Source organism: Campylobacter sp. RM12651 (genome assembly GCF_022369475.1).
Classification (GTDB): Bacteria; Campylobacterota; Campylobacteria; order Campylobacterales; family Campylobacteraceae; genus Campylobacter_E.
Window position 1 is genome coordinate 424495 of record NZ_CP059600.1, and the last position, 14042, is coordinate 438536.

Consider the following 14042-nt stretch of genomic DNA (forward strand, 5'->3'; position numbering starts at 1 on the left):
TTTAAAAGGAGAGCAAATGCCAAACGAAAACGAAGCACCAAACGAAAAAACGGCACAAAAGCCAACACAAGCTCAAGCACCTAGCACTAAAGAACAAATTATGGCTTTAGAGCAAGAAATAAACGAGAGTAGAGCTGCTATTGATAAAGATTTTGCTAAAAAGTTTGCTTCAAGCATTAGTGAAGAACAACAGCAACTAATGTTTAATGATTTAGCTGCTTTTTTAGAAAGTTACGAACAAGCAAAGCTAGAGAATTTAAAATCGGAATTAAAGCCAAAAATCGCAAAACACGATGAGCTTAAAATCCAATTAGAAAATGAAGGCATTGAAGAGACAATAAAAGCTGCAAAAGAAAAATTACTCGCAAAATACCCAAAGGCAAATCCTGATGAAGTCCTTGCTTTTATGCAAGAAGATTTAAGCCCTAAACAATTAAAAGAATTAGAGCAATTAGACCCAAGCGAAGTGTTAATAAAAGTCTATGAGCTAATGCCACAGAGTAAGGGCAAAGAATTACCACAAGAATTAAATGATTTAAATGATGATGGTAGTTTAGATAGCAATAATAAACAATACGATGTAATGAATATTGATTAAAAGGAGAAAAAAAATGGATAAAAATATTATAACCACAACAAAACAAGCGTTAGATTATTTTAACGATGAATTAGTAGCTAAAAAAATCAGCAATGATTTACAAATAGGATATTTAGCAGAAAACCCATTACTATCTTTAATGGGAACAGGAAAAAATAGAGCAATTAGAACTATAATCTCTAACACATTAAATCCTTTAACAATTCCATTGGGTGGCTTAATTGATGGCGACGCTCAATATGGTAATACGCATATGTTTTCAGAGCTTTCAGAGATTTCGTTTTTATCACAACAATTCACACCGCAAGTTTTAACAAAAGCAGTTCAGCTTGAGATTGAGCCTTATCGTGCTAGGACAGGACTTGATTATGTAGCAGAAGCTAAAAGACAACTTAGTGATTGGTTAGGAGAACATACGCTTAAAACACAAATGGCAAATCTTACTCACAATTTTACAAATGCAGTTTTTGCAGATAAAACAAATGGAGTAAAAACACCAAGTCAAAATCAAAAAATAAGTGCAGTATGTAAGACAATTGAAGCAGATGATTTTTTAACTCTTGCAGTATTAGAAAGAGCTATTGATATGGCAAGAGATGGCGAATACTATGATGGCGATAATAAAAAAGGCTTTACACTTGACCCAATAAAACTTAGCAAACAAAACTTAGGTGCAGGTGGAGCTGAATACATACAAGAAGACTATATTATCGTAATTTCAAGAACTCAAGAAAGACAACTATTAAAAGACCCAAGATATGTCGCACTTTACGAACAAGCAGTAGCAAGGGGAGATAATCATCCGTATTTAACAGGCTTTAGAGTTAGAGTTAAAGGTTGCCCTTTAATGGTAATGAAAAATTGGGATGGAGAAAATGGTGGCGGAATGCCAAACTCACACACAGACCAAGACATAATCAATAAATATCTAAAGAACTTGCCTGATGATACGATTAAACCTTTAAGTGATTATAAAGGTAGTGGTAATTGCAAGGTTGCCATCGGTTGTCTTTTAGGTGCAAGTGCCTTAGTGCATATTGCAGACCAAGAAGTAAAAACTTATATAAAAGAACACCCACAAGACCCAAGAAAACTAATGATAGGAATTCAAAAAATCCTAGTAGCTGAAAAAGTAAGATTTTTCGCAAGTAATAAAGCTAATAAAAACCCACGCAATGGTAAAGATTACGGCGTAATCGGTATCTTTAGCAGTGGTGCAGAAGTTTAAAAAAAAAGGAGAAAAAATGAGAATACACGAACACACAAAAAGAGTAATTAGAATTATAAATCTTGAAGAATTAGCAACTGATAAAAAACATTATATTGGTTGCTTTCCAAATGGCTATTTCATAGGTGCTGTAAAAGTTCTAACAAAAGAAGCAAGTGAAACAACAGGAGTTTTAGCAGTGATTAAAGACAAGAACAACAAAGAGCTAATTTGCGATATTGATTGTGCTGTTAAAAACAACTTAACGGAGCTTTCGGTTTATGATGTAATGGAAGAAACTAAGCATTTATACATTAGTATTAAACAAGGCACTCCTACTAAAGGAAAGCTAGTTGTATCTTATGATTTAGTTTCTAATCAATCAAGCGTTTATGAGTTTGCGTGATGATTAATAAAGCTCATTTCGTAGGTCTTATTTTAAATCAATTAGTTGCTAAAGATGAGAGCAATTATGATGAAGATAAAATATTGTTTTATATCAATATGGCTTTAAAAGTCATCTCAAGCGAACTTGATTTAAATGTAAAAACTATTGAATGTGAGCTTAAAAAAGGGGTTGAATACCCCTTTCCAAGCGATTTTATAAAATTATTGGCAGTTAAAAATAATGATGAGAATGTAAAAATATATTCTTATTTATATTATGCGAATAAAAGCATTAAAGAAAACGCAATTATTTTAAGTGCTAATGATTTTTTTGCAAACTTTAGCTTTAAGGCTAAGATGATTTACTCATTTTATGATGAAGTAATGCCAAGTGATACTTATATAAATATACCACTAATATGCGAAAAAGCACTTTATTATCAAACGCTAATGTTAGCAAAAGAAATGCTACTAAGCACAGGTAAAAGCTTAGAACAAGCAGAAGTATTTCGCCAAAAATACGAGCTTGAGCTACTTAGATGCAAGAACCTACTAAATAACAAGCATAAACTAATTGAAACGAGATATAAAAATGTTTGAAACTGAATTATTTATAAAAAGATTTAAAATGATTGAAGAAGTAATGAGCGAAAGTAAACTCATTGACTTAGGCAAAAAAGCTTTTTTAGAAGAGATTAAAAGTGATGAATTAGGCGAGATGGAAAAAGCTCAAGCTGCGGCTTCATTTCTTTCTCAAATAGTCACTTCAGCACTAAATATTGCTGCTGAAAGTGCTTTAAGAGTAGGCATATCATACGAAGAAGAAAAGGCAAAAAAAGAAAATACATACCATCAAAGCGAGATGGCAAGAGAGCAAATAAACAAACTCTCGCTTGAGAAAGATTTAGTAAAAGCTCAAATTAACTTAACAAATCAGCAAGAAGATATAGAAAAAGCAAAGCTAAAAAGTGCTTTAGCAGATTTAGAAGCAAAACTCAAGCAACTTGAATTACTAAAAGTGCAGATTTTAAGCGAGATTGAAAAGATTAAAACACTTAATAAAACAGCAGATGATAACTTGCGTGTAAAAGTTGGAGAGCTATTAATTCAATTTATGCAAATAGCACTTAGTAAAGATTGGGTTAAATTAGATGATAAAGCAGGAACTAGCCTTTATACGCATATTTTAAATAGTATTCAAGATATTTTAGCGAAGAGCAAAAACATTGCACTTGATACTAGCAAGTTTGATAAGATAATAGCCGAAACGCTAAAAGCAAATGCTAGTTTAAATACGCCTAGCACAAACATAAAGGCTGATAATTATAATGTATTAATTAGTAATTATACGCCTAATTTAGATGAAATTATAAGCATTATGGTTTTAAGTTCTGATGCTAGTATAACACCAAAAATCTATTTGGATAATAAGTTAATTTTTAGTGGTTTTGCGACTAGCTTTAAGATAACTAGCAAAAAAGACTACATTGTAAAAGTAGAATTTAAAAAAGATATTATAAAAGAATATAAATTAAGTGTAGTGTAAAATGGGTTTTTTTAAAAGCATTGGAAAAGCTATTGCAAAAACAGTAAAGAAAATTTCTAAACCTGTTTTTGATATTGTTGCCGCACCTGTTAAATGGACAGGCAAAGCTTTAACTTGGGTTGGTAAAAAAGTTGGCGGTGATGTAGGAAAAATCTTAGGCGGTGCAGGAGCTATTGGAACAGGCATTGTTGATTATGCTGATAAGGCACTAGGTTCTATAATTGATGGCGTTTTCACAGGACACATAAGACAAGCATTAACTACCACACTTGATTTAGTAGCTTCAGCTGCAATAATCATAGCAGGAGTTTTTACATATAATCCTTACTTAATCGCTGCAGGTGTAGCTTATGCTGATTATCGTTTTGGGAATGGTAATTTAATCGTAAGACCTGCAGTAAATGTTACCACAGGCTTTTTAGCAGATACGGGAATTTTAAAACACGCAAGAGAATATAGAGAAGAAATAGCTTTAATAGTTGGTGTTAGTGCAGGTATTTTGGCTAGTTATGGTGTAGGAGCTTTCGTTAGCTCACTTGGAATTAGTCAAAGCATAATAACTACATATAATGCAATAAATAGCGTGAATATGTTTTACAATGGATATGTAAGCTATAAAAACTACGAAGAATTAAAAGAACAACTAAGAGAGCAACTAGAAGAATATAAAAAATACTTGCAAAGCTTAGAAGAAGAGAAAAAACAAGCTAATGATTTGTTTTTAAATCAAGCACTTAATTTTAATTTATACGAGTGGTTTGCAGGTGGCAAAAAGTATAATGAGTTCAGCATAGGAAACGCTGAATATGATTATATGAATACTAAAAATCCGTGGTTCGTAGCACTAAATGAAAGCGAAGAAAAAGCTAAAAATTATGAAGATTTAAAGCCTTATTTATCTTATAAGTCTTTAAATGTTTATGATGATTTTTTTGAAAAGACCTTAAAGGTCGATAGTGTTTTTGGTATTGCCAGTATAAAGCAATTTTCAAATAAAGATATGTATATAAATGTTGCAAACGAATACAACCATTTAGTTGATTTATATAATGCTAAGCAAGATTTATCAGCAAAATTTGGAACTACTAATCTAACAGTATTTACAAGAATTGGCAAAATACTAGCTAGTGTAACATTTCCTGTAAGTGAAGAACAATTAAAACTAAAAGAAAAGGAGCTTAAATATTATGAACGATACTTACAATGATTTTACTAAAAACTTTTTTGGCTCAAAAATGCCAACGCAAGAGCCGTTTAATTTTAACAATGATTACAATTTATGGCAGAGTTTAGGCTATTCTCCATTAAATGCTGGGTATGATAGCTTTTCAAAAAATAGCTTTAGTTTTAGTGGCAGTGGTAATGTAGCTAATAATAACACTAACTTTTTTGCTAGCAAGGGTTTTGCTAATGCAATGGGTGCAGTTAATACGATTGGTGGTATAGCAGGTGTAGTTGGTGGATTTATGGCTGCAAGAGAGCGGAAAAAGTTTGGAAAAGAAATGGCTGCTTTAGAAAGAGAACAAAGACATAGAATATACGCAAGAGAAGACGCAAATAATAAAGCACTCAATCAAGGTTTAAGCGCGTTTTTTAAGCAAAAAAAAGATAATTTATAGCACTAAATTTAAATTTGCATTTTTGCTACATTTCTTACAAGGAGCAAAAAATGCAAAGAGAAGTCATAACAAAAGCTAAAACTTTAAAACTAAAAAATCCTTTTGTAAAAGAATTAGTTCAAGTTGAAAATAACAGAGCCACATTAAGAGTTGATGAGTTTTACGCTGATGAAAATAACAATATTTACTATGTTTTTTCAGGAAATGGCATATTTAGTAGTTTTGATGATTACATTAATACTCCTTTAAATTTAAATAAAATAGACTTTTTCAAAATTGATAAAGAACTACTAAATCCTGATTCAAAATATTTGCTCCTTTTTAATAGCGAAATAGATGAAAAATATAAAAAAGGCTTAGAAGAATTTTTGTTAGAAAGGATAAGCGATGATAGATAATCCAAAAAACTTAAGCGAAATGCTAAAAAGTATTGTGAGTGGATACGATGATATTAAAAGCATTCATAATCAAAATATATTGATAGAAAAAAATATATTTTCAGTGCAGACTGCACTAGAAAACGAGCTAAAAACAAGTGCAAGTTACAATGAAAGAACTAAGCTAAAACTAGATGATATAAACGAAAAATTAGCTAATGCAAAAGTATTTTTTGATGAGATAGCAAGTAATCAAGCCCAAGTAAAAGCACTCTTTACTAGCATTAATAACCTAGTGATAAAAGAAGCAGCACTTATAAAAAATGTAGATAGTAAAATATCAAATTACACCGAGCTAAATGCTAAAAATACTGAATTACTAGCCGAAATTAAAGCTATCAAAGAAGCTGTAGCTTTAGCTACTAAAACTTACAAAAATGATTGTGATTTGGCATTAAAAGGGCTTAACGAAAGCTTAACAAGGGCAAATACATTAAATGAGAGCTTGGCTGTTAAGGATGTAGAACTAAAAAATACGCTTGAAAGTATAGAAAGTGCTAGGACAAACTGCCTCGTAATCTCAAACGAGATTAAAGAAATGCGAAAGCGTAGTCAATGCCTAATGTCTAAAGCTGAAGATATTTTTAGCAAGGCTACTTGGTTTGAGAATACGCTAAATGAATACATTGCAAAAATACAAACACTAGAAAACAATTATAATGAAGCTTTTGTTAAAAATGAAGAATTAGAGCTAAAAATAAAAGATAGCATTGATACACTTGATAAGATTTTAATAGCCTTAAACGGAAGAAGCTTGGATGAAGTATTAACAGAGCTAAAAACTACAAATACTACCTTACAAACTGCAATAAACACAAAGTCAGAAATTGATACAATTAAGACCAACTTAGAGCAAGTTTTAGCAGAGCAAAACACAAAGCTAGATAATTATTACACAAAGATTGAAAGCGATGAGCTTTTAGACTTAGTGAATAATGAAATAGCAAAATTACAAGAGAATAAAGCTGATAAGCTAGAGCTTGAGCCACTAAAATCTGATATTTCAAATCTAACTAATAATAAAGCAAATAATACAGATTTAGAGCCAATTAAAAATAATATTTCTAATCTAGCTAATAATAAAGCTGATAAGCTAGATTTAAATCCAATAAAGAATGATATTTCAAATCTAGCCAACACTAAAGCAAATAAAAGCGAAGTTTATACAAAAACAGAAAGCAATAATTTACTAAATGCAAAAGCTAACAATACGGATTTAAATCCAATAAAGAATGATATTTCAAATCTAACTAATACTAAAGCAAATAAAAGCGAAGTTTATACAAAAACAGAAAGCAATAATTTACTAAATGCAAAAGCAAATATAGGGGACTTAACAAAAGCTAAAAGCGATTTAGAAGTAAGAATTAAAGCAGTTGAGAATGATTATGTAAAAGTCTATGATACGCCTATTAATGTAAGCGTAGGCACCGGTGGAACTTATGCGAAACTAAGCGACGCGTTTAAGGCGTTAATGTGTTACAAAAAAGCAAGAGCAAATGTAGGAGATTGTGTTATTACGCTTTTACCTAATTTTGTTTTAAACGAGCAACTTACATTTGATAATGTAGATTTAACGCATATAAGACTTATTTCAAATAATGCAGTAATTAAATGTGAGTTCGCCCACGAAGCAAGTGCAAATTTTGCAGTTTTTAGATTTTTTCATTCTAAATCTTGCTTATTTTATAGATGTAAATTTGATTTTACAAATAAGCCACAAAGACTAATTCAATTAGGTTATAATAGTTCGCTTAGATTTTGTGAATGTAGTGTAAATAATTCAATTTACGGAATAATCTCTTATAATGGTTTTGCAGATGTTAGAAGTTGCACTTTTACAAACACTATTGAAACTTGTCTTTATTTTACAGAAAACGCTAATTTAAATGCATTATCTAACACTTACGATACTTCAAATCGTGCAATTGTAAGCCTAAGAAATACAAAACTAAATTCATATAGAGATATTTTTAAAAACATTAAATTAGAATGCTTCCTAGTGGACTGGGGAGGATTTGCTATGTATGAAGCACATCCGAATGGGAGTTTTGTGAACTCTCCTAAGAAATGTAATCTAGTGCCAAATACACTTTATAAAAATGGAGTATTTTTTGATAGGACTACTAGCGAACAACCAATAATACAGACAGATATACCGAGTGGAAAAATGTTTAAATGCAATGGTATCAATGTAATAATGCTAAGAAATCTTAAAGTAGTTCCAACTTGCACTGATGCAATATGTACTAATTCTTATACAATAAATAAAGGATATATAAAAAGATATTCTTTTAGATATGACTTTAAACTACCTGTTGTAGGAGCCTTTATGGTCGGAATGGATAGAAAAGGCTTTTTTATGAGTGGTCAAAGTTTTTCATATTCAATAAAAGACAAAGAAGAAACAACACCAGGAAAAGATTTAAAAGTGCAAGTAAATCAGCTTAGCGAAGCTGACGCCTTAACATTTAACATTGTAGCAATAGGATATTAAGATGGAAGAATTAAACAATTTAATACAAGATGATTTTATCAATGATTTTAGCGATTATTACACTGATGAGAAAGTTTACAGCGTTGTTTTAAAAGAAAGCGGCTTTATTGATTATATTGATATGAAAAAACTTGAGAACGGCATAGAAGTTAGCGAAGAAGTTTATTTACAAATTATGCAAAATAAAGTGAATTTCTACGAAAACGGCGAGTTTATTTATAAGCCTGAAATTATGGAGCTAAGTTTTAATGAGTTTAAAGAGAAAAAACTAAGTGAAATAGAAACTAGCTTTAAAAATGCGATGAGCAACTTAGACAAAACGCCTGATGAAGAAAGGCTTACTTTTGAAAGGCAAGAGCGTGAAGCTAGAGAGTATCTAGCTAGTAATGATGAAAGCAAAGCACCATTTTTAAAAGCACTTGCAACTAGCCGTGAAGTGCCTTTAAACGACTTAGCACAAAAAGTAGTAGCTAAAGCTAATTTATACGCAAACGCTAGTGCAACACTCATCGGAAAAAGACAAAAGTGCCTAGATGAGCTTAAAAAAGCTACCACTAAAGAAGAGCTGGAAAGGATAAGTTTTGAATAGAGTTATTTTAAAGCCAATTAAAAAAGATAGGTGGGAATTAGTGCAAGATTATGAATATGAGAGTTCGTTCGGAATTATTAGTATTCCAAAGGGGTTTATCACGAACGGAGCGAATATTCCAAGAATTCTATGGAGTTTGTTTCCACCGAATAGTCCTGAATATATCAGTGCAGCTACTATTCACGATTATTTGTGCTTAAATGCTTATAAGGATAATAAAAATTATGCGATGTTTTATTTTGCAGATAAGGTGTTTTATGAGTGCCTTAGAAAGCTTAATGTAAATAAGTTTAAAGCTAAGATTTTTTATATATTTTGTAGGGCATATCATTATGTTAAGTATAAATAAAGAGCTAATAATAATCGGTGTTTTATTGCTATGTTTATTGTATCTAAATCACGAGAATAAGCACATAAAAATAAGGCTAAATGAAGAGCTAAAGGCGAAACAAGAACATATAAAAACGATAGAGAATTTAAATCAAGAAATTAGGAAAATAGAGAGCCTAAATAAAGAATTAAAAGCACAAGAAATAAAGCAAGAAAATATAAAAAATATTCAAGTAAAAAAGGCATTAAATAATGAAAAAAGTAAAGATAAGCTTAGCGATTATTTCGTTGATGTTTTTTGCAGCTTGCAGCAAACAAACGCAAATAGTGTATGTAAAACAACGCCTAGCAAGTAATTTGTTAGAGTGTAAAAGTATAGATTACTCAAATTATAAAATGAGTAAAAATAGTGATTTAGCATTGTTTTTAATAGATTTAAACGATGGCTATTTAGATTGTAAATATAAGCTTGATTTAATTAGGAGAGAATATGGAAACTGAAGCGATAGGAATAGTAGTAAAAACCGCTAAAGCTTTTGAAGACTTAGGCATTATAGGAATTATGTTTGTTTGGATTGTATATCGTGAATATCAACATTATAGATTTTCAAAATCAACTACAGATGAGCTGGTAAAATCATCAAATGCTTTATATAATTTAACAGATAAGATAAATCAAAAAATCATAGAAAGTAATGCAAATAACGCTAAAAATATAGAACTTTTAGGCAGTATTGATACAGAATTAAAACAAAACAATGAAGTAAATAAGCACTTGATAGAATATGTAAAAGATACTTGCGTAGGTGTAAAAGTAAGACTTGATAAACTAGATGATAAATTAAATGAAATAGATAAAAAAATTATAGCACTAAAATGAAATTTGCTCTTTTGCTAGACTAAAGCAAAGGAGCAAGAATGATAAAAATTAAGCTACATAGATACAAGCTAAATTCACACGGAAGATTTGGTGCGTTTAGCTTGTATGATGATGATAAACTCATATATAAATGTAATAGTTTAGAAGAATTAATCGTAGGCACTAAAGCAGGTTGTGATATGGCAATTACAATTGGAGTGTATGAATGCGATTTGCATTATAGCCCAAGTAAGAAAAACGGAAGTAAGAAATATCCAAATAATTTATTAATTAGAGTAAGCAATGTAAATGTAGATAAAGATAGATATATCTTAATCCATATCGGAAATACGCTAAAAGATACGCTTGGCTGCATACTGCTTGGCGTGGTGGATAAGGATTATACAGGAGTATGGAACTCTACAAAGACTACAGGGGAGTTTTACGATAATCTTTATGATTTATGCAAAAAATATGAGTATGAGCTAAAACAAGAGCAAATGGTAGCAACGCTAGAAATTACTAGCGAACTTGAAGATGAAATCGTATGTTTAAGTTAAAGGAGATAAAATGGGACAATATGTAGATAGTAATTTGCTAAATATGGCAAAGCCTGATAAAAATGAATGGCAAGCAGTTGGAGATGGCTTTAAAGAAATGTATAATAATTACATTAGAACTAGACTAAGCCAAAATGAAATAGATTTAAGTGACTTGAGATTAGGCTATGAAAGAGCTACTCAAGATGATAGGATTAGAGCGATTAAGCTAGGAACAGAGAACCTAGAAAATCAAGTGCAAAAAGGTGCAATTGATTTAGATATAGCTAGACAAACTAAAAATAATAAAATCGCACAAGAGCAAATAAAAACCGCAAACGATATGGAAACTCTAAAGCAAAATCAATTCGCTACAAAAACACAACCTGAAATATTTAAAATGCAAAAGGAAAATCACAAAGTAAACTTAAGCAATACCTATTCAATTATAAATGAGCGTAAGCAAAATATGTTTTTTAAAGACCAAGCCTACAAAGAACAAGAAGAAGCTAAAAAAGTAATGAGTGATTTTAATGAGTTTTCACTCAAGTTTCCTAACTTAAAAGGAGATGATTTAAAGAATGGTTATGTAAAAAACCTTGATGATGAGTATAATTATACACTCAATAATCCACTATTAAACGATAGTCAAAGAGTTAATAAATTAAGTGAAATTCATAGAAAGAAAATAAATTTTGCAAAATATTTGCCACAAACCGCACAAACAAATAGCATTATAACACAAGGGTTTAGTCCTTATAGTAAAGGTGGCAATGGTGCAAATGCAACAAGTGGAATAGATACGAACGAAATATTTAACAACCTTAACAAAGAAAAACTATTAAAAGAAGAAATTAACAAAAATAATAAAGATATAACTAATATTAAAAATCAAATCAGTTCTATAAGAAATAATCATTTAATTAGCGATGAAGAAAAAGCAAAACAAATACAAGAATTAGATGGTGCAAAAAAAGACCTAGAAAATAAAAATAATACCTTAATGAACTATCAAAATACAATATACAAATCAGATTTATCTGATATATATAAAATTCTTGAAACTAAAACAAGTAAAGAAATAGCAAAAGACGCTTTTACGAACTTAGAGAATTTAAAAGAAGTAAAAAACCTAATTAATAAAGCAGCTTATTTAAGTGATAAGGTAGGATGGTTTGGTATAAATAATAAGATTTATAGCGTAGCTGCTAATATGGTTGGCTCTACTTTTGATATGAAAGAATTAGAATCCGTAATGACACAAATAAAAGCAAGATTAAGTGCAGAAAAAGGCAAAACATTATCTAAAGAATATCAGAATTTAACTAAATTAGTTGATGACCCAACAACTTTTGCAAACAACTTAAACGCTTTTAGGCAAAGTCTTAGCTCACTTGATGATTATATCATAGGACAAGCTTTAAATATAGGAGATAGTTATGGCAATGATGTTAAAAATCTAGTATCTAATGTCGGTGGTTTTAATAAAAAGGTTAGAGATGATTTCAATAGCGAAGATAATGAGATAAATTTGGTTTTAAAACAATATACCGAAACTACAAGCAGTAATAAAAATCCTACAAATCCTACGCTAGAATTAGCTAAAAGAAGCCCATTTGCATAAAACTAAGACAGGAAAAACTTTAATAATATAGGAGCCAAGCCTAATATTAAGGCTATTATTAAAGCTCTTTTCCAATCCCATTGATTATAACTTAAATTGCTATCTTTTGTATGTTTATCTTCTATTAACTGCTCTTCTGAATTAGTTTTATTGTAAAGATTTTCATTCTTTTTCATCATAGGAACTAGATTATTATAAATTCCACTATGTTGATGTAGACATAATTTACACTCTTCATCGTATTTTGTTCTACTTGTTTCATCACTAAGAATTGAATAAACTTTAAGATAAAGTTCACCTTTTTTATTAAGTGCTGTGCCATATTCGTTAATTAATTCTTCTTTTTTATCTTCATAAGCATTTATGATTTCATCTAAACTAGCTGCCCTACTAACACCTAAGATTTTATAATAATCTAGCATTATAGTTTCGGTATCTTGTTCTTTTTTACTATTAACATTCAAGCTATCATTTGAAGCTATGGATTTTTGTTTATCTTTTTCGCTAGATTCATCAGAAAAAAGAAAACCAATAAAACCAATAATTAAAAATAAAATTATAACAATTGCACCTATGCCTATTAAAAAAGGGGCAATATGCACTAATAACCACATTGCACCAGAAGCAAATGCTAACATTACGCATAGTCCAATTAAACTGCCTATGAATTCAGCCATTAAAATCCTTTTTAAATATATTAAAAATTAAAAAAAACATAAATTATTATACAAGAAATCACCTATAATCTACTTTCTTAGTAATTTCACTAATTCTTTTTGGTCTACCTAAGTATTTTGGCTTGTTTAACTTCTCGTATTCATAATCATTTGTCGTTTTATATAAATCTTCATTTTTCTTAAACATAGGGACTAATTTTGAATATACCTTGCTATGCCGATGTAAAAACTGCTTATACTCTTCATCGTATTTTGCTCTACTTGTTTCATCACTAAGAGTTGCGTAGGCTTTAAACAATCTTTTGCCTTTTTTGTTAGTAGCTGTGCCATAATCTTCAATCAAGAGAGCTTTTTTATTTTCATAAGCATTTACAATCTCATCTAGGTTGGCATTATAATCAATACCCAATATTTCATAGTGATTATCCATTGTATTGGTTTGCAAATCTTCTTCATTGCGTTTATTATTTTCTTCTAATAGCTTTCCTAAATCGCAATTTTTATTATCACCTACCATATCTTCTGTTATATCGCTCAATATCTCTTTACATATCGCAATGGTTTTTTCTTTTTCTCTTTTATCTGAAAATAAAAAATTTAAAAACCAACGCAACACAGCAAATCCAATAATAACCCCACCGATAGCAGTTAAAATTGGTATAGCAATTTTCATTAAACCTGAAGCAAGAGCAGCTATTGCCAATACAAATCCAATTCCAACAAGCCCTATTATAAAATCTGCCAAAAAAATCCTTTTTAACACATTATAAATAAAATAAACTAAAAAATATTTTAATATTTATATTTATAGCATAAAACGACTTTTAACTTTTAGTTATATTAAATATAAGAAAGGACAGAATAAATGAAAAAACATAAAAAAAACAATTTTAATTATAGATTATTCTTATTGTTATACTATTTATAAACCCTAGCAAAACACGGCTAATTTGCTAGGGTTAGGTGAATTGCTTTAAGCTTAGGCTAAGCCGTGCTTCACTATAATTTGATTAGAGAATTAAAAAAGTGTTTTACTTAGAACTTTTTTAAGGTTCTAAGTAAAGCTATGATTAAAACGATTAAAATAATTGTTTCTCCCATATTACCACCTTTCCACCCTAACAAGCCTAAGG

At 30.0% G+C, this 14042-nt stretch carries 17 protein-coding genes; 15 read left to right on the plus strand and 2 right to left on the minus strand.

Features of this window, described 5'->3' with window-relative positions:
* The first annotated feature begins 16 nt into the window (after positions 1-16).
* From AVBRAN_RS02245 to AVBRAN_RS02315, 15 genes are all read left to right on the plus strand, one after another.
* Positions 17-598: a hypothetical protein gene (locus AVBRAN_RS02245; RefSeq protein WP_239803436.1), complete on the plus strand. Its 582-nt coding sequence runs from the start codon at positions 17-19 to the stop codon at positions 596-598.
* A gap of 13 nt (positions 599-611) precedes the next feature.
* Entirely contained in the window at positions 612-1826 is a 1215-nt protein-coding gene (locus tag AVBRAN_RS02250; RefSeq protein ID WP_239803437.1) for a DUF4043 family protein, read from the plus strand.
* A 16-nt stretch (positions 1827-1842) separates the two neighbouring features.
* Positions 1843-2211 carry a hypothetical protein gene (locus AVBRAN_RS02255; protein ID WP_239803438.1) on the plus strand — a complete coding sequence of 123 codons (369 nt, stop codon included), beginning with the start codon at positions 1843-1845 and terminating at the stop codon, positions 2209-2211.
* Complete coding sequence (locus AVBRAN_RS02260; protein ID WP_239803439.1) at positions 2211-2792, plus strand: hypothetical protein; 582 nt, start codon at positions 2211-2213, stop codon at positions 2790-2792. The genes AVBRAN_RS02255 and AVBRAN_RS02260 overlap by 1 nt, the downstream gene beginning before the upstream one ends.
* Positions 2785-3738, plus strand: a complete 954-nt coding sequence (locus AVBRAN_RS02265) for a hypothetical protein (protein ID WP_239803440.1) — start codon at positions 2785-2787, stop codon at positions 3736-3738. The genes AVBRAN_RS02260 and AVBRAN_RS02265 overlap by 8 nt, the downstream gene beginning before the upstream one ends.
* A 1-nt stretch (position 3739) precedes the next feature.
* Positions 3740-4945, plus strand: coding sequence for a hypothetical protein (locus AVBRAN_RS02270; RefSeq protein ID WP_239803441.1), 1206 nt, complete (start codon positions 3740-3742; stop codon positions 4943-4945).
* Positions 4926-5357, plus strand: a complete 432-nt coding sequence (locus AVBRAN_RS02275) for a hypothetical protein (RefSeq protein WP_239803442.1) — start codon at positions 4926-4928, stop codon at positions 5355-5357. The genes AVBRAN_RS02270 and AVBRAN_RS02275 overlap by 20 nt, the downstream gene beginning before the upstream one ends.
* A 50-nt stretch (positions 5358-5407) precedes the next feature.
* Entirely contained in the window at positions 5408-5755 is a 348-nt protein-coding gene (locus tag AVBRAN_RS02280) for a hypothetical protein (RefSeq protein ID WP_239803443.1), read from the plus strand.
* Positions 5745-8291 carry a hypothetical protein gene (locus AVBRAN_RS02285; protein ID WP_239803444.1) on the plus strand — a complete coding sequence of 849 codons (2547 nt, stop codon included), beginning with the start codon at positions 5745-5747 and terminating at the stop codon, positions 8289-8291. The genes AVBRAN_RS02280 and AVBRAN_RS02285 overlap by 11 nt, the downstream gene beginning before the upstream one ends.
* A gap of 1 nt (position 8292) precedes the next feature.
* Positions 8293-8880: a hypothetical protein gene (locus AVBRAN_RS02290; RefSeq protein WP_239803445.1), complete on the plus strand. Its 588-nt coding sequence runs from the start codon at positions 8293-8295 to the stop codon at positions 8878-8880.
* Positions 8873-9229, plus strand: coding sequence for a DUF1353 domain-containing protein (locus tag AVBRAN_RS02295; protein WP_239803446.1), 357 nt, complete (start codon positions 8873-8875; stop codon positions 9227-9229). The genes AVBRAN_RS02290 and AVBRAN_RS02295 overlap by 8 nt, the downstream gene beginning before the upstream one ends.
* Positions 9213-9566 carry a hypothetical protein gene (locus tag AVBRAN_RS02300; protein WP_239803447.1) on the plus strand — a complete coding sequence of 118 codons (354 nt, stop codon included), beginning with the start codon at positions 9213-9215 and terminating at the stop codon, positions 9564-9566. The genes AVBRAN_RS02295 and AVBRAN_RS02300 overlap by 17 nt, the downstream gene beginning before the upstream one ends.
* Before the next feature lie 134 nt (positions 9567-9700).
* Positions 9701-10090: a hypothetical protein gene (locus tag AVBRAN_RS02305; protein WP_239803448.1), complete on the plus strand. Its 390-nt coding sequence runs from the start codon at positions 9701-9703 to the stop codon at positions 10088-10090.
* 38 nt (positions 10091-10128) lie between these two features.
* Positions 10129-10629 (plus strand): DUF5675 family protein, encoded by a 501-nt coding sequence (locus AVBRAN_RS02310; protein WP_239803449.1) that lies wholly within the window; start codon positions 10129-10131, stop codon positions 10627-10629.
* Positions 10630-10639: 10 nt separating this feature from the next.
* On the plus strand, positions 10640-12232 hold the full coding sequence (locus AVBRAN_RS02315; protein WP_239803450.1) for a hypothetical protein: 1593 nt from the start codon (positions 10640-10642) through the stop codon (positions 12230-12232).
* Between the two features lie 2 nt (positions 12233-12234).
* Here the strand turns inward: AVBRAN_RS02315 and AVBRAN_RS02320 are convergent, their stop codons facing one another.
* Both AVBRAN_RS02320 and AVBRAN_RS02325 read right to left on the minus strand, forming a co-directional pair.
* Positions 12235-12909, minus strand: coding sequence for a hypothetical protein (locus AVBRAN_RS02320; protein WP_239803451.1), 675 nt, complete (start codon positions 12907-12909; stop codon positions 12235-12237).
* A gap of 58 nt (positions 12910-12967) precedes the next feature.
* Positions 12968-13654, minus strand: coding sequence for a DnaJ domain-containing protein (locus AVBRAN_RS02325; protein ID WP_239803452.1), 687 nt, complete (start codon positions 13652-13654; stop codon positions 12968-12970).
* Positions 13655-14042: the final 388 nt, after the last annotated feature.